Annotated in this window: 20 protein-coding genes and 1 riboswitch; of the genes, 5 read left to right on the forward strand and 15 right to left on the reverse strand. The window is 71.9% G+C overall.

The window, feature by feature from the left end:
- Positions 1-28: 28 nt before the first annotated feature.
- Both ACFYZR_RS29570 and ACFYZR_RS29575 read right to left on the reverse strand, forming a co-directional pair.
- Entirely contained in the window at positions 29-2,422 is a 2,394-nt protein-coding gene (locus ACFYZR_RS29570) for a glycoside hydrolase family 3 N-terminal domain-containing protein (protein WP_391915778.1), read from the reverse strand.
- Between the two features lie 113 nt (positions 2,423-2,535).
- Positions 2,536-3,165, reverse strand: a complete 630-nt coding sequence (locus ACFYZR_RS29575; protein WP_391915780.1) for a PadR family transcriptional regulator — start codon at positions 3,163-3,165, stop codon at positions 2,536-2,538.
- A gap of 142 nt (positions 3,166-3,307) precedes the next feature.
- Here ACFYZR_RS29575 and ACFYZR_RS29580 point away from each other — a divergent pair, with 142 nt between their 5' ends.
- A complete protein-coding gene (locus tag ACFYZR_RS29580) occupies positions 3,308-3,742 on the forward strand; it encodes a VOC family protein (protein WP_391915782.1) in 435 nt (144 codons plus the stop codon).
- A gap of 115 nt (positions 3,743-3,857) precedes the next feature.
- The gene (locus ACFYZR_RS29585; protein ID WP_391915784.1) at positions 3,858-4,673 is read left to right on the forward strand and encodes a PhzF family phenazine biosynthesis protein; all 816 of its coding nucleotides are present in this window, start codon (positions 3,858-3,860) and stop codon (positions 4,671-4,673) included.
- Positions 4,674-4,777: 104 nt separating this feature from the next.
- Here the strand turns inward: ACFYZR_RS29585 and ACFYZR_RS29590 are convergent, their stop codons facing one another.
- Positions 4,778-5,572: a CPBP family intramembrane glutamic endopeptidase gene (locus ACFYZR_RS29590; RefSeq protein ID WP_391915838.1), complete on the reverse strand. Its 795-nt coding sequence runs from the start codon at positions 5,570-5,572 to the stop codon at positions 4,778-4,780.
- Positions 5,573-5,717: 145 nt separating this feature from the next.
- Entirely contained in the window at positions 5,718-7,223 is a 1,506-nt protein-coding gene (locus ACFYZR_RS29595) for a glutamate--cysteine ligase (protein WP_391915788.1), read from the reverse strand.
- A gap of 483 nt (positions 7,224-7,706) precedes the next feature.
- Between ACFYZR_RS29595 and ACFYZR_RS29600 the strand changes: the two genes are divergently transcribed.
- Entirely contained in the window at positions 7,707-8,294 is a 588-nt protein-coding gene (locus tag ACFYZR_RS29600) for a hypothetical protein (protein ID WP_391915790.1), read from the forward strand.
- Between the two features lie 337 nt (positions 8,295-8,631).
- Positions 8,632-8,838: a DUF5999 family protein gene (locus ACFYZR_RS29605; protein WP_391915792.1), complete on the forward strand. Its 207-nt coding sequence runs from the start codon at positions 8,632-8,634 to the stop codon at positions 8,836-8,838.
- Between the two features lie 84 nt (positions 8,839-8,922).
- Here ACFYZR_RS29605 and gcvP read toward each other — a convergent pair whose 3' ends face one another.
- Positions 8,923-11,808: an aminomethyl-transferring glycine dehydrogenase gene (gcvP, locus tag ACFYZR_RS29610; protein ID WP_391915794.1), complete on the reverse strand. Its 2,886-nt coding sequence runs from the start codon at positions 11,806-11,808 to the stop codon at positions 8,923-8,925.
- A 191-nt stretch (positions 11,809-11,999) separates the two neighbouring features.
- Positions 12,000-12,108, reverse strand: a riboswitch (glycine riboswitch).
- 120 nt (positions 12,109-12,228) lie between these two features.
- Between gcvP and ACFYZR_RS29615 the strand changes: the two genes are divergently transcribed.
- On the forward strand, positions 12,229-12,639 hold the full coding sequence (locus ACFYZR_RS29615; RefSeq protein ID WP_391915796.1) for a PRC-barrel domain-containing protein: 411 nt from the start codon (positions 12,229-12,231) through the stop codon (positions 12,637-12,639).
- Here ACFYZR_RS29615 and ACFYZR_RS29620 read toward each other — a convergent pair.
- The 10 genes from ACFYZR_RS29620 to ACFYZR_RS29665 form a co-directional block, all read right to left on the reverse strand.
- Positions 12,522-14,012, reverse strand: coding sequence for a DNA polymerase IV (locus ACFYZR_RS29620; RefSeq protein ID WP_391915798.1), 1,491 nt, complete (start codon positions 14,010-14,012; stop codon positions 12,522-12,524). The two genes, ACFYZR_RS29615 and ACFYZR_RS29620, sit on opposite strands and share 118 nt — an antisense overlap.
- A 124-nt stretch (positions 14,013-14,136) precedes the next feature.
- Positions 14,137-14,778, reverse strand: a complete 642-nt coding sequence (locus ACFYZR_RS29625) for a MerR family transcriptional regulator (protein ID WP_391915801.1) — start codon at positions 14,776-14,778, stop codon at positions 14,137-14,139.
- A 191-nt stretch (positions 14,779-14,969) separates the two neighbouring features.
- Positions 14,970-15,443 (reverse strand): bifunctional nuclease family protein, encoded by a 474-nt coding sequence (locus ACFYZR_RS29630; protein WP_099198755.1) that lies wholly within the window; start codon positions 15,441-15,443, stop codon positions 14,970-14,972.
- A 45-nt stretch (positions 15,444-15,488) separates the two neighbouring features.
- Entirely contained in the window at positions 15,489-16,274 is a 786-nt protein-coding gene (locus ACFYZR_RS29635; RefSeq protein WP_391915806.1) for a MerR family transcriptional regulator, read from the reverse strand.
- 42 nt (positions 16,275-16,316) lie between these two features.
- Positions 16,317-17,162 (reverse strand): FHA domain-containing protein, encoded by an 846-nt coding sequence (locus ACFYZR_RS29640; RefSeq protein ID WP_391915809.1) that lies wholly within the window; start codon positions 17,160-17,162, stop codon positions 16,317-16,319.
- A 130-nt stretch (positions 17,163-17,292) separates the two neighbouring features.
- Complete coding sequence (locus tag ACFYZR_RS29645; protein ID WP_391915812.1) at positions 17,293-18,354, reverse strand: DUF881 domain-containing protein; 1,062 nt, start codon at positions 18,352-18,354, stop codon at positions 17,293-17,295.
- Between the two features lie 5 nt (positions 18,355-18,359).
- Positions 18,360-18,692: a small basic family protein gene (locus ACFYZR_RS29650; RefSeq protein ID WP_071964751.1), complete on the reverse strand. Its 333-nt coding sequence runs from the start codon at positions 18,690-18,692 to the stop codon at positions 18,360-18,362.
- The gene (locus ACFYZR_RS29655; protein WP_391915816.1) at positions 18,689-19,570 is read right to left on the reverse strand and encodes a DUF881 domain-containing protein; all 882 of its coding nucleotides are present in this window, start codon (positions 19,568-19,570) and stop codon (positions 18,689-18,691) included. The genes ACFYZR_RS29650 and ACFYZR_RS29655 overlap by 4 nt, the downstream gene beginning before the upstream one ends.
- A gap of 137 nt (positions 19,571-19,707) precedes the next feature.
- Complete coding sequence (locus ACFYZR_RS29660; RefSeq protein WP_391915818.1) at positions 19,708-22,203, reverse strand: sugar phosphate nucleotidyltransferase; 2,496 nt, start codon at positions 22,201-22,203, stop codon at positions 19,708-19,710.
- 138 nt (positions 22,204-22,341) lie between these two features.
- On the reverse strand, positions 22,342-22,932 hold the full coding sequence (locus ACFYZR_RS29665; protein ID WP_391915821.1) for a CDP-alcohol phosphatidyltransferase family protein: 591 nt from the start codon (positions 22,930-22,932) through the stop codon (positions 22,342-22,344).
- Positions 22,933-23,149: the final 217 nt, after the last annotated feature.

Here is a 23,149-nt window from a genome sequence, read left to right on the forward strand (position 1 = left end):
CTTCAGGAGGAGGGTGGCCGGATCCGTCTCAGGGGCGCACGGACTTCCCTTGGGAGCGCGCACCCTCTCCCGGGCTCCCGGTGATCTCCAGCGTGGCTGTCCGCGCCCCGGCGCCGAAGACGTACGGCCCGGGCTCGACGCGCGGCGGACCGGCCCCGTCGACGTCGCCGGGGGTGACCGCGAGCACCTTCGACGGCACGGTCAGCCGCACGGATCGCGTCTCCCCGGCCTTCAGGCGCACCTTGGTGAAGGCCACGAGCCTGCGCGGCGGCGACAGTACGTCGCCGACCGGCCGTGAAACATAGACGGGGATGATCATTTCGCCGTCGCGGGGCCCGGTGTCGCGCACCCGCACCGTCATCGCGACGTCCGCGCCGGCCGGGACGGCGGGTGCGTCGAGCGCGAGCGACTCGACGCGGTAGGCGGTGTACGACAGGCCGTCCCCGAAGTCGTACGCCACGTCGTGCCCGGACTCGGCGCCCGCGTTGGTGCCCGGCAACTGCTGGTAGTACAGGGGCTCGTTGCCGGCCCGCCGGGGCCATGAGACGGGCAGCCGGCCGCTCGGGCCGACCGCCCCGAACAGGACGTCCGCGACCGCGTGCCCGCCCTCTCCGCCCGGCAGCCAGGACATCAGCAGCCCTTCCGTGCCGTCCGCGTCGCCCAGCACCAGCGGGCGCCCGGCGAGGACGACCACCACGACCGGGCGGCCGGTCTTCTTCAACGACCGCACCAGCGCCCGCTGGTCCGCCGGGAGTTCGGGCCGGGGGCTGTCGGCCCCGCCCTCGGCACCCGGCCGCTCCCCCACCACCACGACCGTCGCGTCGGCGTCACGGGCCTGTGCCACGGCGTCTGCCGGGGCCGGGGCGTGGACGACGCGGGTGCCGGTGGGGGCCGCCCGCCGGATGCCCTCGAGCACGGTCGTGCCCGGGATCCGCACCCCGTCGGGGAGCCCCTGCCAGCCGACGGTCCAGCCGCCGGCCTGGGCGGCGAGATCGTCCGCGTGGGCGCCGGTGACGACGATCTTCCGCACGGACGGCCCGAACGGCAGGACGCCCTTGTCGTTGCGCAGCAGCACCTGTGAGGCGGCCGCGGCACGCCGGGCGAGCTCCCGCCCCGCACCCAGGACTTCCGTGTTCGCGCGCTCGGCGTCGACATACGGTCGCTCGAAGAGCCCCAGGGTGAATTTGAGCCGCAGGACGCGCCCGGCGGCCTCGTCGATCCGGCTGCCGGGCACCAGCCCGGTCCGTACGGCCGTGCGGAGCGCGTCGGCGAACTCCCCCGCCTCGTAGGGCTCCATGGCCATGTCGACGCCCGCGTCGACGGCGAGGGCGGCGGCGTGCGGATAGTCGGCGGCCACCTTGTACGTCGTCCACAGGGCCCGGATGTCCTGCCAGTCGCTGATCGTGACTCCGGTGAAGCCCCACCGTTCCCGCAGGACCGTGGTGAGCAGACGGCGGGAGGCGGTGACGGGGATGCCGTTGAGCGCGCCGGAGTTGACCATGACGGTCTTCGCCCCGGCCTCGACGGCCGTCTTGTAGGGGGCGAGGAGGGTGTCCTGGAGGTAGCGGGGGGAGACGTCGGCGGGCACACGGTCGTGGCCGTTGGACGGCTCGGAGTAGCCGGCGAAGTGCTTGACGGTCGCGGCGACGTTCTTGGCGCCGCCGGCGTTCTCGGTGCCGCGCACGGCCGCGGCGGCCAGGGCGCCGGCGAGCAGCGGGTCCTCGCCGAAGGTCTCGTAGTAGCGGCCCCAGCGCCGGTCGCGGGCGAGGTCGGCGACGGGGGCGAAGGTCCAGTCGACGCCGGTGGCGGCGACGGCCCGGGCGGTCGCCTCGGCGCAGGCCCGGACGAGCTCCGGGTCCCAGGTCGCGGCGAGGCCGATCTGGTGCGGGAGGACGGTGGCGCCGAGGACGTTGTTGTGGCCGTGGACGGCGTCGACGCCGTAGAGGACGGGAACGCCCAGCCTGCTGTGCCCGACCGCGTACTTCTGCACCGCGTCGACCATGCGGGCCCAGTCGCGCGGCGTGTTCACGGGCGGGCCGCCGCCACCGCCGGAGAGCACCGAGCCCACCGCGCGGTCGCGGAGCACGGCCGCCAGGCAGCGCTCGTTCAGCTCGCCGCCGCCGCTCTCCCCGCCGCCGTTCTCCGCGCAGTCGCCCTGGAGCTTGCCCACGGAGATCTGGGTCATCTGCCCGATCTTCTCGTCGAGCGTCATCCGGCGCAGCAGGTCGGCCACCCGTTCGTCCACGGGGGCACGGGCGTCGCGATAGCGCGGCCCGCCGGCCGCCACCCCGGCCGCCACCCCGCCCTCGGCCCCGGCCGGGGCTCCGGAGAGGGCCGCCGCCAGGCCCACGGCGACGGCCGCGAAAGCGAGAACGGGTACGAGAACGGGGACGGGGTGCCGGCGTCGCGACAGCGGGGGCATGGCCGGAGTCTCCCATTCCCCGACTCACCGTCAAGAAAGCGCGACGGGGCGGCCCAGGGGGATCCCCCGGGCCGCCCCGCCCTCGGCCTCGACTCCGGCCTCGACCCCCGGCCTCAGCCCTCGTCGGCCAGGATGAGGTACAGCTTCTTACGGGCGTCGTTGACGACCGCGAGCGCCTTCTCCTTCTGCTCGGCGCTGCCGGTCTTCCAGACCTGCCCGAAGGCCTCCATCAGCCCGAAGCCGGCCTGACGGATCTCCTGCATCGCCGCCCAGTCGATACCGCGCCCCGCGTCCTCCCAGGGGGTGCCCGGGCCGGACTCGGCCTCGGCACGGCCGTCCTCGGTGAGCGTGAACAGCTTCTTGCCGCCCTCGCTCGCGCTGCTGATCAGGCCCTCGTCCTCCAGCAGCTGGAGGGTGGGGTAGACCGAGCCGGGGCTCGGCTTCCAGGCGCCGCCACTGCGCTCGGCGATCTCCTGGATCATCTCGTAGCCGTGCATCGGGCGGTCCTTGAGCAGCGCCAGGATCGAGGCGCGCACATCGCCGCGCCGCGCCCTGCCGCCCGGGCCGCCCCGCCCGCGCCCGCCGAAGGGCGGGGCGCCGAACGGGGGCCCGAAGGGCCCGAAGGCCCGGCGCCCGCCGAAGCCGCCCGGCCCGGACTCACCGGGCCCGGCCCCCCGGCCGCGACCGGAGCCGGGGCCGTGGCCGTGGCCGTAGTGCTCATGACCGTGTCCTTGGAAGCGCATGATGTCGCTCCTTCCATCGTCGATCGTTCGCGATGCCTCAACGATATATCGGAACCGATCGGATGGCAATGCCCTTCCTCGGCCGGCGCGGCCATGGAAAATCAGGGTTCCGGTGCACAGCACGCGCCACTATGGTGGGCCGATGTCATCGATCAAGCAGTTCCAAGTCACCTTCGACTGCGCGGATCCTGAGCGCGTCGCTCGCTTCTGGTGCGAGGTGCTGGGGTACGTCGTACCGCCGCCGCCGGAGGGGTTCGCCACCTGGGACGATTTCGATCGCTCGCTGCCGTCCGAGCATCAGGGTTCGGCGTTCGCCTGCGTCGATCCCTCGGGTGTGGGCCCGCGGCTGTTCTTCCAGCGCGTTCCCGAAGGCAAGGTCGTCAAGAACCGGGTGCACCTTGATGTGCGGGTCGGCACCGGGCTCGTGGGCGAAGAACGCCTCGCCACGCTCGAGGCCGAGAGCGCACGGCTGGTCGCGCTCGGCGCGGTGGTCGTGCAAGTACTGCGTGCCGACGGCGTCAACGAGTCGTGCATCTCGATGCAGGACATCGAGGGCAACGAGTTCTGCCTCGACTGAGGGGCTCACGGGTGAGGGGCCACGGGTGACGGGCCATGGGCGCCGCGCGGCCCCGGTCCACCTTCCGGGGATTGGCCGTGTCCACGGCCCCCGCCGGGCCTCTACGTTCACGACCATGCGGATTCGAATCGTCGACGCCTTCACCGACCGCCCCTTCGCCGGCAACCCGGCGGGAGTGGTGCTCCTGGACTCCGATGGCTTCCCCGAGGACGCCTGGCTGCGGGGCGTGGCCACCGAGGTCAACCACCCCGAGACCGCCTTCGCCCACCCCCTGCCGCCCGGCTCGGACGCCGACTGGGCGCTGCGCTGGCTCACCCCGACCACCGAGGTCGACATGTGCGGCCACGCCACGCTCGCCACCGCCCACGTCCTGCACACCACGGGCACTGCCACCGGGACCGTGCGCTTCACCGCCCGCTGCGGCGTCCTCGTCACCACCGCCCACGAGGACGGCACGATCACCCTGGACTTCCCGACCGCGCCGCTCACCCCCACGGCCGTCCCCGACGGGGTGGACCGGGCCCTGGGCGCCACGCCCCGCTCGGCCCACGACACCGGACCGCACATCGGCGATCTGCTGCTGGAGCTGGCCGACGAGGCGACCGTACGGGGCCTTACCCCGGACATCGCGGCGCTGGGCCGGCACTCCCGCCGGGGCGTCATCGCCACCGCGCCGGCCGAGGACCCGACGCGCGGCTACGACTACGTCTCGCGCTGCTTCTTCCCCAACGTCGGCGTCGACGAGGACTCCGTCACCGGCAGCGCGCACACCGCGCTCGCCCCGTTCTGGTCCGCCCGGCTGGGCCGCGACGAGCTCACCGGCTTCCAGGCGTCCGCCCGCGGCGGCCTCGTGCGCACCGCGCCGCGCGGCGACCGGACCCTGCTGACCGGTTCCGCCGTGACGGTCATCGACGGCGAGCTGCTCGTCTGACCACCCCCGGAGCGGGGGCGGCGGGTCAGACCGTGGGCAGCCGCTCCCGGGTCAGACCGTGGGCAGCCGCCCCCGGGGGCAGACCGTGCGCAGCCGCCCCCGGGTCAGGCCGTGGGCAGCCAGCCCACCTTGCCCGCGAGCAGCGCGTAGCCGACGAACGCCACGATGTCGATCAGCGCGTGCGCGGCGACCAGCGGCCCGACGCGCCCCCACCGCCGGTAGAGCAGGACGAAGACCACGCCCATCACCGCGTTGCCGACCAGGCCGCCGATGCCCTGGTAGAGGTGGTACGAGCCGCGCAGCGCCGCGCTCGCCACGAGGGCGGCGGCCGGGGTCCACCCCAGCTGCCCCAGCCTGCGCAGCAGATAGCCGACGACCACGACCTCCTCCAGCACCGCGTTCTGCGCGGCGGAGGCGATCAGCACCGGGATCCGCCACCAGACGTGGGGCAGGTTCTCCGGTACGACAGTCAGGTTGAAGCCCGCCGCCCGTACGACGAGGTAGAACAGCAGCCCGCTGCCGCCGATGGCGGCCGCGACCGCCGCGCCCCGGGCCAGGTCGGCACCGGGCCGGGTCCGGTCGAAGCCGATGCTCCGCAGCCCCGCGCCCTCGCGGGTGAGCAGGTGCGCCACCAGCAGGACGGGCACGAGCGCCGTCGCGATGCCGAAGAGCTGCCAGGCGAGGTCGAGCCAGGGGCGGCCGGGCGCGTGCGAGGCGTTGAGGGTGGCCGCCTGGTTCTTGAGCCCGCCCGGCCGGGTGGCCGAGCCGACGAAGCTGATCAGCGCCGAGACCGCGCTGGCCCCCAGGGAGAGCGCCAGGACGATCAGCGTCTCCGAGCGCAGCGTGCGCCGGGCGGGCCCGTCGCCGGACGCCGGCCCCGAGGGCGCCTCCGGCCGGATGCCCGCGCCGCCGTCCCGAGCGTTGTGCCGCACCGTCGCCTCCCAGCTGCCCGTCCTCACGACGGTCACAGCTTGCCCGAAGCTCCCGTGCCCCCGCACACAGGGGTGCCACGACGCCCCGGACGCGACGCCCGGGAAGGAGAGGTCACAGGGCGGGCGCGTCCGTGGGCCAGGTGTGGACGGGGTCGCCGGTGTGCATCAGCTCGCGGTAGCGGCGGGTCGTGACGGCGAGGGCGCGCTCGCGGTCCAGGCCGTGCTCCAGCGCGCGGTGGTAGGTGGCGGCCTGCCAGGAGGCCCCGTTGACCCGGCGCAGACAGCGCTCCTCGACGACGCCGAGGTAGTGATCGCGGTCGGCGGGCTCCACCCCCCACGCGTCCAGCCCCGCCGAGGCCATCGGCAGCAGCTCCTCCAGCACGAGCCGGACGGCCGGGACCCGTGCGAGGACGCCGGCCCGGCCCGCCCGGGGCCAGCGCAGGACGGCGTCGATGCCGTCGCGGCAGGCGGTGTCGAAGTTGTCGGCGGCGACGCCGAACGGCATCCGGGACCACACCGGCCGGGGCTCCTCCGCGAGGGTGCGGACCAGCCCGTAGTAGAAGGCCACGTTGGCGATGACGTCGGTGACGGTGGGCCCGGCCGGCAGGACGCGGTTCTCCACCCGGAGGTGGGGGACGCCGTCGACGATGCCGTAGACGGGCCGGTTCCAGCGGTAGACCGTGCCGTTGTGCAGGGTCAGTTCGGCGAGCTCCGGGACGCCGCCCGCGTCCAGGACGCCCAGCGGGTCCTCGTCCCCGGAGATGGGCAGCAGCGGGGGGAAGAAGCGGAGGTTCTCCTCGAAGAGCTCGTACGCCGAGGAGATCCAGCGCTCCCCGAACCAGGTGCGCGGCCTGACCCCCTGGGCGCGCAGCTCGGGCGGGCGGGTGTCGGTGGACTGTACGAACAGCGGCGGCCGGGACTCGCGCCACAGCTCCCGGCCGAAGAGGAAGGGTGAGTTGGCGCCGACGGCGATCTGCACGGCCGCGACGGCCTGGGCGGCGTTCCACACGGCGGCGAACCGGCCCGGGGTGACCTGGAGATGGAGCTGGACCGAGGTGCAGGCGGCCTCCGGGGCGATGGAACGCGCGGTGCAGGTCAGCCGCTCCACACCCGCGATGTCGATGGCGAACTCCTCGCCCCGGGCGGCCACGACCTGGTCGTTGAGGAGGAAGTACCGGTCGGCGGCGGAGAGGTTCGCATGGACCAGGTCCCGGTCGGTGAGCGTGGGCAGTATCCCGATCATGACGATCCCGGAACCCACTTCCATGGCCCTGCGGTCCGCGTAGGACAGACCCGTGCGAAGTTCCTCGGCGAGCTGGTCGAGAACCCTTCCCGAGAGCCGGTGCGGGACGATGTTCACTTCCAGGTTGAAACGCCCGAGTTCGGTCTGGAAATCCCGGCTGGCGATACGCTCCAGCACCTCGGCATTCACCATGCTCGGCATACCGTCGGGGCCCGCGAGATTCAGCTCGATCTCCAGCCCCATGAGATTGCGGGGACGGTCGAACCGCTTCTCCTCCAGCAGCCTCGCCAGCCCGTCCAGACACCGCCGGAGCTTCTCCCGGTGACGCTGCCGGTCGGCGAGGTCGAACCCCAGGGCCGCGACCTTCTCCCCCATGCGAAGCCTCCCTCCCGGACGGGTCGCCCGCCGCGCCGGCCGCCTTGTCACGGTCGATGATGCCCAGGCGGGACGATCCATAACGCCCCGCGGCGCACGCGGAGACGATAGGCTCCCACCGGTGTACTCCGGCACATTCCGTCGGCATGGCACAAGCCGCCGGGCGGGGCGCAATGCGCTGGTGATAAACACCGATCGGATCCGGCCCACCGTATACGGTGACGAAGCCGAGGTCATGGACGCGCGGCCGCCGCAAAAACACCGAAATCCCCCCGGAATCGGGACCTGAATTGCTCTTGCCGGAAATACCTGCGACAGCTAGCCGAAACATCATGTGAACATGTGTCGTATAAACTCCGGAATGAGGCAGAGAGCAGGCGCCCCGGAGTCGGTCCCGGCCCCCCTCTGACCCCGCACGCCGACAGCGTCGTCCGCACCCGCCCCGCACCCCCGTGTCTTTCCTTAAGCGAGAGGCGACCCACCATGCCGCTGCATGTCCCCCCTGCCCCCGCGCCTGCCCTCCGCACGGTCCTGACGGCCCTCGGTTCCCCCACCGCCGTCCGTGAGGCCCGTACCCCCTCGCTGCGCTCCGCCCGGACCCCGCTCAGCCCCGAACTCCCGCTGCCCGTCCACCTCCTGGAGCGGGCGGGGACGCTCGGCGGGGCGCCGCGCACCCGGCTGACCGGCTGGCGGTTCCAGATCAAGGAGGGGGAACGGGCCGTGGCGGCCGGCGAGGCCGTGCTCACGGCCGACGGCTGGGCGTTCTCCCACTTCTGCGAGGGCCCGTACGTGGCCTCCACGGAGCTGGCCCTGCGTCAGACCGAGGCCCTGACCACCCCGTACCAGCCACGGCTGCTGTCGGTGCCCGAGCTCTACATGCTCACCCTCTGGCTGCACGCGGACATCACGGCCGACGCCGCCTCCGAGCTGTTCGCCCCGGGCGACCTGCTCGTCCCCCTCGCCCCGGCACCGCCCGGCATCGCGGCCCACCGGCCGCACCGGGCCGCCGATCTGCTGCCCGCGCTGACGCCCCGGCTGCCGTCCCCGCACCGGCTGCGGGCGACCGCCTGACCGGACGGCCGGGCCGGCCCACCGGCTCCCGGAGCCACCGCGCCCCGCGACTCCCCGCGCCAGGGGAGTCGCGGGGCGCACCGCCGCCCCCACCCCTCACCCTTTCGGGCTAGTCCGATACGGCCACCCCGAACCCCCCGAAGGGACCGTCCAGTTGGGAGCAACCGCCCGCCCGGGTGACGCGTCCTCACCCTGTGAGGAGCGTCCCCGGGAAATCCCTGCGGAACGAGGCCCGTAGGGCAAGACTGGTGACCGACCGACGATGACAACGGGGGGCGGCATGAGCGACGCATCGAGCCGCAGGACAGCCACCACATCAGAGCGAAAGATCACTTCCATGTGCCCGCACCAGCCCACGTGCCCGTCAGCCGACTCCGCCGACCGGGAGGCCGCCCACCTCGTGGCCGCCTTCCCGGAACAGGGATGGAGTCTTCTGTGCAATGGCGTCCTCTGCTTCGAGGACACCGGTGAGCTGCTGCCGGACGGACAGATCATCGCCCCGCACCGGGCACTGGGCACCGACCAGGTGGTGACCGCGGCCTGACGCGGCCGGGCGTACGAGACACAAGAGGGGCCGGCCCGGCGCCGAAGCGCCGGACCGGCCCCGATCCGTGTCCTTGAAGGCCCGTCAGCCCTCGTACTCCTCCAGCGGCGGGCACGAGCAGACCAGGTTGCGGTCACCGTAGGCGCCGTCCACGCGGCGCACCGGCGGCCAGTACTTGTCGGCCTTCGAACCCCCGCCCGGGAAGGCGGCCTCCTCGCGGGTGTAGGGGTGCTCCCACTCGCCCGTCACCGAGGCTGCGGTGTGCGGGGCGTTGCGCAGCGGGTTGTCCTCGGCGGGCCACTCCCCCGAGCCGACCTTCTCGATCTCGGCGCGGATGGCGATCATCGCCTCGCAGAACCGGTCCAGCTCGGCGAGGTCCTCGCTCTCCGTCGGCTCGATCATCAGCGTGCCGGCGACGGGGAACGACATGGTCGGCGCGTGGAAGCCGTAGTCGATCAGGCGCTTGGCGACGTCGTCGACGCTCACGCCGGTGGCCTTGGTCAGCGGCCGGAGGTCCACGATGCACTCGTGGGCGACCAGTCCGTTCGGGCCGGTGTAGAGCACGGGGTAGTGCGGCTCCAGGCGCTTGGCGATGTAGTTGGCGCCGAGCACCGCGACCTGCGTGGCGCGCTTGAGGCCCGCGCCGCCCATCAGCCGGACGTACGACCAGGAGATCGGCAGGATGCCCGCGGAGCCCCAGGGCGCGGCCGAGATCGGGCCGACGCCCGTGGCCGGGCCCGCGGTGGGCTGGAGCGGGTGGTTGGGCAGGTACGGGGCGAGGTGGGCGCGGACGGCGACCGGGCCGACGCCGGGGCCACCGCCGCCGTGCGGGATGCAGAAGGTCTTGTGGAGGTTCAGGTGCGAGACGTCGCCGCCGAACCGGCCCGGCTTGGCCAGGCCCACCAGGGCGTTGAGGTTGGCACCGTCGACGTACACCTGGCCGCCCGCGTCGTGCACGGCCGCGCAGATGTCGGCGACGTGCTCCTCGAAGACGCCGTGGGTGGAGGGGTAGGTGATCATCAGCACGGCGAGCTCGTCGCGGTACTGCTCGATCTTGGCGCGCAGGTCCTCGACGTCGACCTCGCCGTCGTCGGCCGTCTTGACGACGACGACCTTCATGCCGGCCATCACGGCGCTGGCGGCGTTGGTGCCGTGCGCGGAGGACGGGATGAGGCACACCGTGCGGCGCTCGTCGCCGTTGGCGCGGTGGTACGCGCGGACGGCCAGCAGGCCCGCGAGCTCGCCCTGGGAGCCGGCGTTGGGCTGGAGGGAGACCTTGTCGTAGCCGGTGACCTCGGCGAGCCGCTCCTCGAGCTCGGTGATGAGGGTGGTGTAGCCCTCGGCCTGCTCGATGGGCGCGAAGGGGTGGAGCTGGCCGAACTCCGGCCAGGTGACCGGCTCCATCTCGGTGGTGGCGTTGAGCTTCATGGTGCACGAGCCGAGCGGGATCATGCCCCGGTCCAGGGCGTAGTCGCGGTCGGCGAGGCGGCGCAGGTAGCGCAGCATCGCGGTCTCGGAGCGGTGCTGGTGGAAGACCGGGTGGGTGAGGTACTCGTCGCCGCGCAGCAGGCCCTCGGGGAGCGCGTCGAAGGTCGTCGGGTCGAGCGCCTCGACGTCGCCCTCCACACCGAACGCGGCCCAGACGGCGGCCAGGTGGGCGCGGGTGGTGGTCTCGTCGCAGGAGACGCCGACGTGGTCGGCGTCGGTCTGGCGGAGGTTGACGCCGCGCTCGCGGGCGGCCTCGACGACCTCGGCGGCCCGGCCGGGCACCCGTACGGTGACGGTGTCGAAGTAGGCGTCGTGGACGACCTCGGCGCCTCCGGCGCGCAGGCCTTCGGCGAGGATCGCGGCGTAGCAGTGGGTGCGGCGGGCGATCGCGGCGAGGCCCTCGGGGCCGTGGTAGACGGCGTACATGCCGGCCATGACGGCGAGGAGCACCTGGGCGGTGCAGATGTTGCTGGTGGCCTTCTCGCGGCGGATGTGCTGCTCGCGGGTCTGGAGGGCCAGGCGGTAGGCCTTGTCGCCGTCGGCGTCGACGGAGACGCCGACGAGGCGGCCGGGCAGGCTGCGGGCGAACTTGTCGCGGACGGCCATGAATCCGGCGTGCGGGCCGCCGAAGCCCATGGGGACGCCGAAGCGCTGGGTGGTGCCCACCGCGATGTCCGCGCCGAGCTCGCCGGGCGGGGCGAGGAGGGTGAGGGCGAGGAGGTCGGCGGCGACGGTGACGATCGCGCCGAGCTCGTGGGCCCGCTCGATCAGCGGGCGGAGGTCGCGGACGGCGCCGGAGGCTCCGGGGTACTGGAGCAGGACGCCGAAGACACCGCGCTCCGCGATCTCCTCGGGGATGCCCGCGGACAGGTCGGCGACGACGACCTCGACGCCGGTGGGCTCGGCGCGCGTCTCGATGACGGCGACTGTCTGCGGCAGGGTGTCGGCGTCGATGAGGAAGACGCCGTCCTTGACCTTGCCGACGCGGCGGGAGAGGGCCATGGCCTCGGCGGCGGCGGTGCCCTCGTCGAGGAGGGAGGCGCCGGAGGTGGGCAGCCCGGTCAGATCGGCGACGACCGTCTGGAAGTTGAGCAGGGCCTCCAGACGGCCCTGGGAGATCTCCGGCTGGTAGGGCGTGTAGGCCGTGTACCAGGCGGGGTTCTCCATGACGTTGCGGAGGATCACCGGCGGTGTGAACGTGCCGTGGTAGCCCAGGCCGATCATGGAGGCCAGCACGGTGTTGCGGTCGGCCAGGGAACGGAGCTCGGCGAGGACCTCGGCCTCGGTGCGGGCCTCCGGCAGGCCGAGCGCCCCGACGCTCTTGATCGCGTCCGGCACGGCGGCGGCGGTGAGCTCGTCGAGCGAGCCGAAACCGACCTGGGCGAGCATCTTGGCCTGGGCGGCGGCGTCGGGACCTATGTGGCGCGCCTCGAAGGGCGTGCCGCGCTCCAGGTCGGTGAGGGCGATGCGGTGGACGGTCATCTGCGGAGGCCTCCTGGTCATTGCGACCTGCGAGGGGTACCACGGCGCGGGTACCCGGACGGCCTCCCCCTCTGTCATCTCAACCTGAGAGCTTCACCGGGCCGCGGCGCACGATCCGGCTTTCACCGTCGGTGAGGAGGGGCTTCGGCGGCTGCTGCCTGACCTGGGCCCGCCCTGCTTTCCAGAGTGACCTCGTCCATGCGGTACGGGTGCCTGAGAGATTCCGGGGAGGATTTGCTCCTTCGGCGCCTTCTCCGAACGCCTGGTGGGCTTCGGGAAGAGCTCTCCCGCACGGGGTCTGCGGCCACTGGCCAGCCTACCAGCGGGGGTTTCCGGGTGGATCTCCCGAGTGGCCGGTTTCACGTCCGTGGTTTTTCGTGGTGACGAGGACCGTCATGGGCGGGGAGCAGCGGAGGAGCCGTGCAGACCGACATCGATCCCCGGAGCCTCATCGGGCGCAAGGCCTTCGACCGGGACGGCGTGAAGATCGGCACCGTGGACGAGGTGTATCTGGACGACGCCACCGGGGAGCCGGAGTGGGCGGCCGTGCGCACCGGCCTCTTCGGCCGGGACGCCTTCGTACCGCTGGAGCCGAGCCGGGTCGAGGAGGACGGGCTGCGCATCCCCTACGAGCGGGCGCTGATCAGGCAGGCCCCGGGTTTCGGGGTGGGCCGGCACCTCTCCCCCGCGCAGGAGCTGCGGCTCTACCGGCACTACGGGCTGGAGCTGCCCTCGCCGGAGCCGCCGCCGGAGCCTCCGGCGCCCGACGGCACGGCCGCCGGGGAGGCGCCGTCCGGGGGCCCGGAAGGCGTGGGCGGCGCGAGCGGCTGATCGTCGTCGGTGCGCACCAGCGGCAGCGGTTCGGCACGGTGGAGCGCCGGGTCGTCGACGCGGAAGGTCCGTACCCGCCCGGGTGCCGACCAGGGCTCCTCGAAGCGGACGGTGACGCGCCCGACGCCGCTGCCCTGCACCCAGCCGGCCCCGTGCTCGTCGTGCCGGACGTCCAGTCCGGGAAGCCACCGTGGCGGCCCCTCGGGGTCCTTCCGGGGCTCCTGGGGCGTCTCGGGCTCGTGGGGTGCCGGTCCGGCCGTCGTGGCCGTCCCGGCGGCCGCCGCGGCCTCGGCGGCGCCCGCGGCGGCCTGGGCGAAGAGGTCCTCCTGGGTGTAGTCGGCGAGCCCCGAGACGCCCACGCCCAGCAGCCGCACCCCGGCCGTGGTGTCCACGTGCTCCAGCAGCCGGGCGGCCGCCTCGCGCACCACGGCGGGGTCGTCGGTCGGGCCGCGCAGGGTCTCCGAGCGGGTCAGGGTCGAGAAGTCGTACCGCCGCACCTTGATGACGACCGTCCTCCCCGAGCGCCCGGCGCCGCGCAGCCGGGCCACACAGCGGTCGGCGAGGCGGGCGAGCTCCAGCTGCACCCGGGTCCGGTCGGTGAGGTCCTCGGCGAAGGTGTCCTCCACGGACACGGACTTGGCGTCCCGCTCGGCGACCACGGGGCGGTCGTCGTGGCCGGTGGCCAGGGCGTACAGGCCGGCGCCGTGGGCCTTGCCGAGGAGACGCACCAGTTCGTCCTCGCCGGCTCCGGCCGTCTCCGTCACGGTGGTGATACCGGCGCGCCGCAACGTTTCAGCGGTGGCGGGGCCGACGCCGGGGATGGTCCGCACCGACATGGGGCCGAGGACTTCCAGCTCCGTACCGGGCTCGATGAGCATGAGCCCGTTCGGCTTGGCCTCCTCCGAGGCGATCTTCGCGAACATCTTGGAGCCGGCCAGCCCCACCGAGGCCGTGAGCCCCGTGACCGCCTCGATGTCCCGCCGCAGCCGCTCCCCCACCGCGCGGGCGGCCTCCTCGGTGGGCGCCACCCCGCCCGCCTCCAGGTCGACGAACGCCTCGTCGAGGCTGAGCGGCTCCACCAGCGGCGACAGCTCGCCCAGCAGCCCCATCACCACCTGGCTGATCCGCTGGTACAGCTCGAACCGAGGGGTGAGATAGGCGGCGTTGGGGCAGAGCCTGCGGGCCTGGGCCGTCGCCATGGCGGAGTGGACACCGAAGACCCGTGCCTCGTACGACGCCGTGGCCACCACGCCACGGGGGCCCAGACCGCCCACCACCACGGGCTTTCCGCGCAGGCTGGGCTTGGACGCCTGCTCCACCGAAGCGTAGAACGCGTCCATGTCCAGATGGAGAATCGTCGGCGCACCCCTCACAGGACAGATGCTGCCGCATACCACTGACAATCGCACCGATGTACGACGAGGCGCCCCGCGCCGGCCGCTGTCACGGCCTGCGCGGGGCGCCCTGTCACGCTGTCGTACGGGCCCCCGGAGGGGCTCATCCCGCCCGGTTGCGGCGGCGGGCGAGCTCGTCGGCCGGGTTGTGGCCGACGAGCGTCTCGCCAGTGTCCACCCGCTCCCCGTGGAGCTGGGCGAGGGCGCTCTCCACATCGCGCCACACGACGCCCACGGCGATCCCGAAGACGCCCTGGCCGCCCTGGAGGAGATCGACGACCTCGTCCGGCGAGGTGCACTCGTAGACCGTGGCGCCGTCGCTCATCAGCGTCATCTGCGCCAGGTCCTCCATGCCGCGCGAGCGCAGGTGCTGCACGGCGGTGCGGATGTTCTGGAGCGAGACCCCGGTGTCCAGGAGCCGTTTGACGATCTTCAGGACGACGACGTCCCGGAAGCTGTAGAGCCGCTGGCTCCCCGACCCGTACGCGGGCCGCACGCTGGGCTCCACGAGTCCGGTGCGCGCCCAGTAGTCGAGCTGCCGGTAGGTGATGCCCGCGGCCGCGCACGCCGTGGGCCCCCGGTACCCGATGCCGTCGGAGCTCCGGGAGGGCGCCGCGCCCCCGGACTCGCTGCCCCGTGGGGTGGTCACCGCCGCCGTTGCGGAATAGCGGGGCACTGGTTCGACCGTTCCCCCATGCAGCGGATACGGACCGCCGACCGCCGTACCGTCGCCCGTGCTTCTCACGCCGACCTCCGTCCTTGACCTGCCTTCTCGACGGTAGGCAGTCGCTCGGGGTGCGTCAACGATCGCCACACTCGGCACGCCGAGTGATAATCACCCTGAGAGTGGTTTTACGTGTCCAGGTAGCGGGAAAAGCTACTCGAATGCGGCACTGAGGCGGATTCCACCGGCTCTCCGCCGGCTTCGCGCACGCCCTACTGGTTGCTGCTGCCGAAGTCCTCGGGCGAGATCTGGTCGAGGAACTCGCGGAACTTCTCCACCTCGTCCTCCTGCTCGTCCGGGATGGCGATCCCCGCGTCGTCCAGCACCCCGTCGCTGCCGTAGATCGGCGTGCCGGTGCGCAGCGCCAGCGCTATGGCGTCGGACGGCCGCGCGCTGACCTCCACCCCGCTGGCGAAGACGAGCTCCGCGTAGAAGACGCCTTCGCGCAGATCCGTGATGCGAACCTCCGCGAGCTGCTGTCCGACCGCCTCCAGCACGTCCTTGAACAGGTCGTGGGTCAGCGGACGGGCAGGCGCCATGCCCTGCTGGGCGAAGGCGATCGCGGTCGCCTCTCCCGGTCCGATCCAAATCGGGAGGTAGCGATCGCCTCCCACTTCACGCAGGAGCACGATCGGCTGGTTGGAGGGCATTTCCACCCGGACACCCACGACATCGAGCTCGTTCACACAGCAACCCTAGGCCGTGCCCGGCGGGTTTGGGTAGTCGGGCACTCACCGTGACTGGCCACGTGGCCGGAGAGCGGCCCTCACCAGGGCCGCGTGGAGCCGTACGGACAGGGCCGCCAGCTCCCTGGCCGTGGCCTCCGCATGGGCCCTGGTCTGCGGATTGCGGTGCCGGCGCAGGGGGGCCACCACCTGCTCGACCAGGCCCGCCTCCCGCTCGGCGGCGGCCTTCACGGCCCGTAGATGCCGCGGCTCCAGACCGAAACGGCCCAGCTCGGCGACGAGCCTCGCGATCGTCACGGAATCGGCGTCGAATCCGCCGTCCGGGTGGGCGGTGAGGAGCCCGTAGGACTCCCACTCGGCCAGCTCCTCCTCGCTGACCCCGGCGTCGGCCAGCAGCTCCGTACGGCCGATACGGGCCGCCACGGGCCCTTCCGGCCCTCCCGGGGCCGCGGCGGGCGCCCCGGGCTCGTCCAGGACGTCCGTGAGGTCGAGGGCGTCCCTCGGCTGCGCGGGGGCGGGCAGCTGGACCTTCTCGCCCCGGGCCAGGGCGTCCAGCTGCTCCCGGATGACCTTGAGCGGGAGATAGTGATCACGCTGCATCCGCAGCACGTGCCCGAGCCGGGTCACGTCGTCCGTACTGAACTTGCGGTAGCCGGAGGGGGTGCGCTTGGGCTCCACCAGGCCCTCCGCCTCCAGGAAACGGATCTTGGAGATGGTGACCTCGGGGAACTCCTCGCGCAGCAGGTTGAGCACCGTTCCGATGCTCACCAGCCTGCCCTCCGCGCCGGCGGCACCGGAGGATCCGGTGCCGCCCGACGGTGTTCGAAGCATGGCCCTTCCCTGGAGGTGCCCCGGACGGCGTCCGGGAGCGGGTCAGATGCCCCGCTGGCTGCCGAAGAAGACCAGCCGGTACTTGCCGATCTGCACCTCGTCGCCGTTGGACAGGACGACCGACTCGATCTGCTCACGGTTGACGTACGTGCCGTTGAGGCTGCCGACGTCGGTGACGGTGAAGCTGCCGTCGTGGCCCCGGCGGAACTCCACGTGCCGGCGCGAGACGGTGACGTCGTCGAGGAAGATGTCGCTCTGCGGGTGCCGGCCCGCGGTGGTCACCTCGGCGTCCAGCAGGAAACGGCTGCCGGAGTTGGGGCCGCGACGGACCACCAGCAGGGCCGAGCCCTGGGGCAGCGCCTCGACCGCGGCCTGCGCCTCGGGCGAGAGCGCCGGGATCGCCGTCTGGCCGGTGGTCTCCGAGTCGTACGCCTCGAGACCGGAGATGGAGATGGTCGAGGTCGTCTCCGACGCGCGCTCGGCGACCGCACCCGGCCGCAGCGGAGCGCCGCAGTTGGAACAGAACCGGCTCGCCTCGGCGTTCCGGTGGCCACACCTCGTACATACCGGCAAGGCAAACCCTCCACCCGCACTTGAGGTCGCTGGTGCCCCGAAACCTATGCGCCCCGCCTGGGCAGGGTCAACAGAGGACGCGCCCGGACCGCCCGGAATGTCGCCTCCGTAGCCCTGGGCGTCGACCTGGTCCCGGAAGAGCGGACGGCCCTCCTGGGCGCTCTCGCCGCCCTCCCCGGAACGCGGCGCCCGGTGCCGGGCCGTGCCGCCGTCCTGGCGTGCGCTCTTGCCGAACAACTTCGCAAACAACTTCACGGGCGATTCCCCTTGACCGAAACAGACCCGCCCGTGGGGCAGGACAAAACCTTGCTGCACACACCGTCCGACCTGGACATCTCTACAACGTCCGCAGTCAACAGACAGTTTCCATCACGCACCCTTGACTTGGTGCGCCGACCCCCCGCAACCTCCCGCCCTCCCCACGGGCCCCGCCCGCACGCCCGTCTCACTGCGATGACGACCGAGCGTAGTCAGGCCGCTTCGCCGGGCGCAAGGCGTCCACAATGATCTTCTCAGACCGGGAGACGCTCACCGACGCCTGCTCCTTCTCCAGAGTCTGCACCACACCACCGGGGATGTTCAGCGCGGGCTCCAGATCCTGGGGCTTGCCGATGACCTTGAACTTATAGGGCTGCGCGACCTTTTTTCCATCGATCTCCACCTTTCCCGCGGAGCCCGAGAAATAGGTGCCCGCGACAACCCGGACATCGTTGATCTGGATCGCCTCCGCGCCCGCGGCCCGGAGCTCCTGGATCGTGTCGAGCAACTTGTCCGCCTCCACGGCGCCCTTGCTGTCGCTCACCGTGAGCTCGATGCCGGGCCCCTCGGCCGACACCGTACCCGCGAGCACCCCGAGCTGCTCCTCCTTCTGCGCGGTCTGCTTACGGGCCTCGGCCGCCTGGTTGGAGCTGCTCTCCAGCTCGGAGCGCTGGCCCTCCAGCCGGCGCTTCTCGTCCTCCAGCCGCTTGGTGCGGTTGTCCAGTTCGTCCAGGATCCTTACGAGATCCTCCTGCCGGGCACCGCGCAGGGCGCTGTTGTCGCTCGTCGAACGGACCTGGATGGCCAGGCCCAGCCCGAGGACGCACAGCAGCACCGCGACGGTCAGCTGGGCACGCGTCAGCCTTGGGGGCCACAGCCCGCTCATCAGCCGTTGACGCCCCGTCAACGGGGCGGCCTCGGGGGCGGCTTCCTTTGGGGGGACAGGACCGGGGAGGGGGCCGGGGGCAGGACCGGATCCGGCCCCCTCCGGCCCGGACTCACCGGACTCGGGCCCACCGGGCCCGGACGCCCCGGCCTCCGGCTCCCCGGGCTCCGGTGCCGGGCGTTCCTTCGCCGGCTCGCCCGGCACCTCGGCACGCTCGTCGGACTCCCCGGCAGGCTTCCCGGCAGGCTTCCCGGCCGGCTTCCCGGCCGACGGCTCGGGCCGCTCCCGTCGCTCCTTCTCCTCCGGCTCCTCCGGGCGTTCCTGACCCTGTCCGGACTTGTCGGGAGTGTCGTCTGCGCTCATCGGTCTCACGCCCGGAAGATGTGCCGCCGGATGGCGGCCGCGTTGGAGAAGATACGAATGCCCAGGACGACCACCACACCGGTGGACAGCTGCGCGCCGACGCCGAGCTTGTCGCCCAGGAAGACGATGAGCGCGGCCACGACCACATTGGACAGGAACGAGACGACGAACACCTTGTCGTCGAAGATCCCGTCCAGCATCGCCCGGAGGCCGCCGAACACCGCGTCGAGCGCCGCCACGACGGCGATGGGAAGGTAGGGCTCGACCGCCGTCGGCACCACGGGACGGACGACCAGCCCGACCACGACTCCCACGATGAGGCCCAATACGGCGATCACGATGTGCCCTTCCCTGGTGTTGCGGTACGTACGATCAGACTCGGCGCGGCGGGCAGCCGGACCTCGTCCAGGGTGGAAATGCTCGCGCGGATCCCATAGTTCTGCTGAAGCACATGCAGATACTGGCCGTCGACGCTGTCCTGGAAAGCGGTGCTGAACCGCTGCCCGTCCCCGATCGCCAGCACCGTGTACGGCGGCACCAGCGGTCTGTTGTCGACCAGTATGGCGTCACCCGCGGCCCTGATCGCGGACAGCGACGTCAGCCGCTGACCGTTGATGGCGATCGCCTCGGCGCCGGACTGCCACAGCCCGTTCACGACACGCTGCATATCGCGGTCGCGCACCCGCCCGGTGTCGGAGAAGCCGCTGCTCTCCCTCGGCCCGCCCCCACTGGTCCGGGCCTGCTTGGCGTCGTCGATCACCACTTTGAGCCCGGGGCCGCGCACCGGCGTGGCACCGGCGAGCAGCGACACCAACTCGGCCTGATCCCCACCGTGTTTCCGCAGCACGTCACGCTGCTTGGTGCCGACCGAGTCCCGCAGGGAGTCGACGTTCTTCTGGAGACTGTCGGCGGACGAGGTCTCCGCCTCGATCCGCTGGATGAGCTGCTCCCGCTCCTTCGCCAGCGTCGGTGCCGATATCCGCGCCTGCGCCGCCCCCAGCGTCACCACCACGGCCGACAGCAGCAGGGCCGCGGCCAGCCCCAACTTCGCCCGCAGGGTGCTCGGCAGACCCTTGCCGCCCTCGGCCCGCCGGGCCGCCGCCTCCGCGTACCCCTCGTCGAGGCTGTGATCCATCACATTGGTCAGCAGCGACATCGACGCGTCGGGACGCGACGGCGGCGAAGAGGTGCTCCGAACGGGGGGCTGCTGCGACATGCCGCACATCGTCGCACGTCGGGGGCGTCGTCTCCCAATGGCCCCACCGGCGTGCCGGATCCGGTACGGATTCACGACACTCCGGGAACATCAGGGGAACATCCTCCGGCCGGAGGCGGACGACGCCCCGCGCGGCGTCAGCGCCCGGCGCCGTCCACGACCGCAGACCACTCGTCCAGCAGCGCCTGCGCGGAGGCGTCGTCAGGCCCCTCCGCCCACAGGTGGGTCACCGCCTCCGCCGGGTCGGGCAGCACCATCACCCAGCGCCCGTCGGCCTCGACCACCCGCACCCCGTCCGTCGTGTCCACCGAACGGTCCCCGGCGGCCTCCACCACATGCCGCATCACCAGGCCCTTGACGGCCCATGGCGTGGCCAGGTCCCGGCGCAGGACATGCGCCCTGGGGATCCGTGCGTCTATCTGGCTGAGCGTGAGCTGCGTACGGGCCACCAGCCCGATCAACCGGACGAAAGCGGCCGTACCGTCGAAGACGCTGCTGGACTCCGGGATGATGAAGCCGCCGCGCCCGTCCCCACCGAAGATCGTCGTCTCCTGCCGGCCCACCCTCGTCAGATCGTCCGGCGACGTCGTCGTCCACTCCACCTGCGTCCCGTGGTACGCCGCCACCTGCTCGGCGATCCGGGTCGTGGTCACCGGCAGCGCCACCCTCCCGCTGCGCCGCTCGGCGGCCACCAGATCCAGCAGGACCAGCAGCGCGCGGTCGTCCTCCACGATGCGCCCGCGCTCGTCCACCAGCGAGATCCGCTCGCCCACCGGGTCGAACCGCACCCCGAAGGCGGCCCGCGCCGACGCCACGATCTCCCCCAGCCGCACCAGCCCGGAGCGACGGGTGTCGGCGGTCTCGGTGGGACGGGCCTCGTCCAGCCCGGGGTTGATGGTGAGCGCGTCCACGCCCAGTCGGCCCAGCAGGCTGGGCAGAACGAGTCCCGCGCTGCCGTTCGAGGCGTCCACGACGACCTTCAGCCCCGCCTCCGCGACCCCAGTGGTGTCCACGGTCCGCAGCAGCGAGCCCGTGTAGGAGTCGTAGACGCTGGAAGGAAAGGACAGATCGCCGATCTCCCCGGGGAACGCGCGGCGGTACTCCTGACGGGCGTAGACCCGGTCGAGCTTGCGCTGCCCCGCCTGGGAGAGGTCGGCACCGCGCTCGTCCAGGAACATGATGTCCACCGAGTCCGGCACCCCGGGCGAGGTACGGATCATGATGCCGCCGGCGCTGCCCCGCGCGGTCTGCTGCCGGGCCACCGGCAGGGGGACGTTCTCCAGGTCGCGGACGTCGATGGCGCTGGCCTGAAGGGCCGAGATCACCGCACGCTTGAGAGCACGCGCGCCACGGGAGTGGTCCCGCGCGGTGGTGACGGTGGCCCCCTTCTTCAACGTCGTCGCGTACGCGCCGGCGAGCCGGACCGCCAGCTCGGGGGTGATCTCCACATTGAGGATCCCGGACACACCGCGGGCGCCGAAGAGATGGGCCTGCCCCCGGGACTCCCAGATGACGGAGGTGTTGACGAACGCGCCGGCCTCGATGGTCTTGAAGGGATAGACCCGGACATTGCCCTGGATAATCGATTCCTCACCGACGAGGCACTCATCGCCGATGACGGCACCGTCCTCGATCCGGGCGGACCGCATGATGTCGGTGTTTTTGCCGATGACACAGCCGCGCAGATTGCTCTGCTGACCGACGTAGACGTTGTCGTGGACGACGGCCTTGTGGAGAAAGGCACCGGTCTTGACGACCACATTGGAACCGACGACGGTGTGCTCGCGGATCTCGGCGCCGGCTTCGACCTTCGCGTAGTCGCCGATGTAGAGCGGGCCGCGGAGGACCGCGTCGGGATGCACCTCGGCACCCTCGGCCACCCAGACCCCCGGCGAGATCTCGAAACCGTCTATGTCGACGTCGACCTTGCCCTCCAGGACATCGGCCTGCGCCTTCACATAGCTCTCGTGGGTGCCGACGTCCTCCCAGTAGCCCTCGGCCACATAGCCGAAGACGGGCTTGCCTTCCTTCATCAGCTGCGGGAAGACATCCCCCGACCAGTCGACCGGGACATCCGGCCGGACGTAGTCGAAGACCTCGGGCTCCATGACATAGATGCCCGTATTGACGGTGTCGGAGAAGACCTGGCCCCAGGTGGGCTTCTCCAGGAAGCGCTCGACCCTGCCCTGCTCGTCGACGATCGTGATGCCGAATTCCAGCGGATTGGGGACCCGCGTCAGACAGACCGTGACCAGGGCGCCCTTCTCCTTGTGGAAACGGATCAGGTCGGTGAGGTCGAAATCGGTGAGGGCGTCGCCCGAGATGACGAGGAAGGCATCGTCCTTGAGCGCCTCCTCGGCGTTCTTGACGCTGCCCGCGGTGCCGAGTGGCTTCTCCTCGTTGGCATAGGTGAGCTCCATGCCGAGCTCCTCACCGTCACCGAAGTAGTTCCGCACCAAGGAGGCCAGGAACTGTACGGTCACCACGGTTTCGGTGAGCCCGTGCCGCTTCAGCAGACGGAGCACATGCTCCATGATCGGCCTATTGGCCACGGGCAGGAGCGGCTTGGGCATGCTCGAGGTCATGGGGCGAAGGCGGGTGCCCTCGCCGCCGGCCATCACGACGGCCTTCATGTCGGAAGCGTCCTCCTTGAGAGACGACGGTCATGCCGACGAAACCGCCCGACGAGCCCGGCTGAGGCAGCGCGTCCACGCGCACCCGGTGGGGCTCAGTGAAGCTCCTGCCTGGTGAGGCTGGGGAGTACGGCGAGATCAGTCGGCCGTGGCGTCCGCCCTGACAAGTCGGCGGACCTGGACCACGTAGAGGATCCCTGCCCACCAATAGAGGGTTGTACCCCATCCGGCGAACGCCCATCCGAAAATCGCGGCGAGTGACGAGAGCCAGCCGGATCCATCACTGAGAAGCAGCAACGGGAAGGCGTACATCAGATTGAAGGTCGCGGCCTTGCCGAGGAAGTTCACCTGCGGCGGCGGATAGCCATGACGCCTCAGGATCCACACCATGACCAGCAGCATCGCCTCCCGGGCGAGCAGGGCCAGGGTCAGCCAGAGCGGCAGAATCTCACGCCAGGTCAGACCGAAGAGGGTGGAGAGGACATAGAGCCGGTCGGCGGCCGGATCGAGCAGCCGGCCGAGGCTGCTGACCTGATTCCAGCGCCGGGCGAGCTTTCCGTCGAGGTAGTCGCTGATACCGCTGAGCGCCAGCACAAGGAGCGCCCAGCCGTCGTGCTTCTGAAGAATCAGCCACAGGAACAGGGGAACGCCGACGAGGCGCGCCATGCTGAGGATGTTCGGGATGGTGAGGACACGGTCGGTCTGAACGCGCGTCTCCTGGACCTCCACCCGGGGGCCTCCTGTGGGGATATGTACCAACGATTCCCCCTGACCTTACCCCCAGCCGTCCGGGGGCCGTGCGGAGGGGGCGAGGGCAGCGGTGACGGCAGCGTTTACGGCCGGCCGTAAACGCAAGAAAGCCCCGGCAGGTAATCCCTGCCAGGGCTCTCTCTTAAAAGGAGTTCGGCGGCGTCCTACTCTCCCACAGGGTCCCCCCTGCAGTACC

The sequence above is a fragment of the Streptomyces sp. NPDC001678 genome (genome assembly GCF_042892945.1).
Taxonomy (GTDB): Bacteria; Actinomycetota; Actinomycetes; order Streptomycetales; family Streptomycetaceae; genus Streptomyces.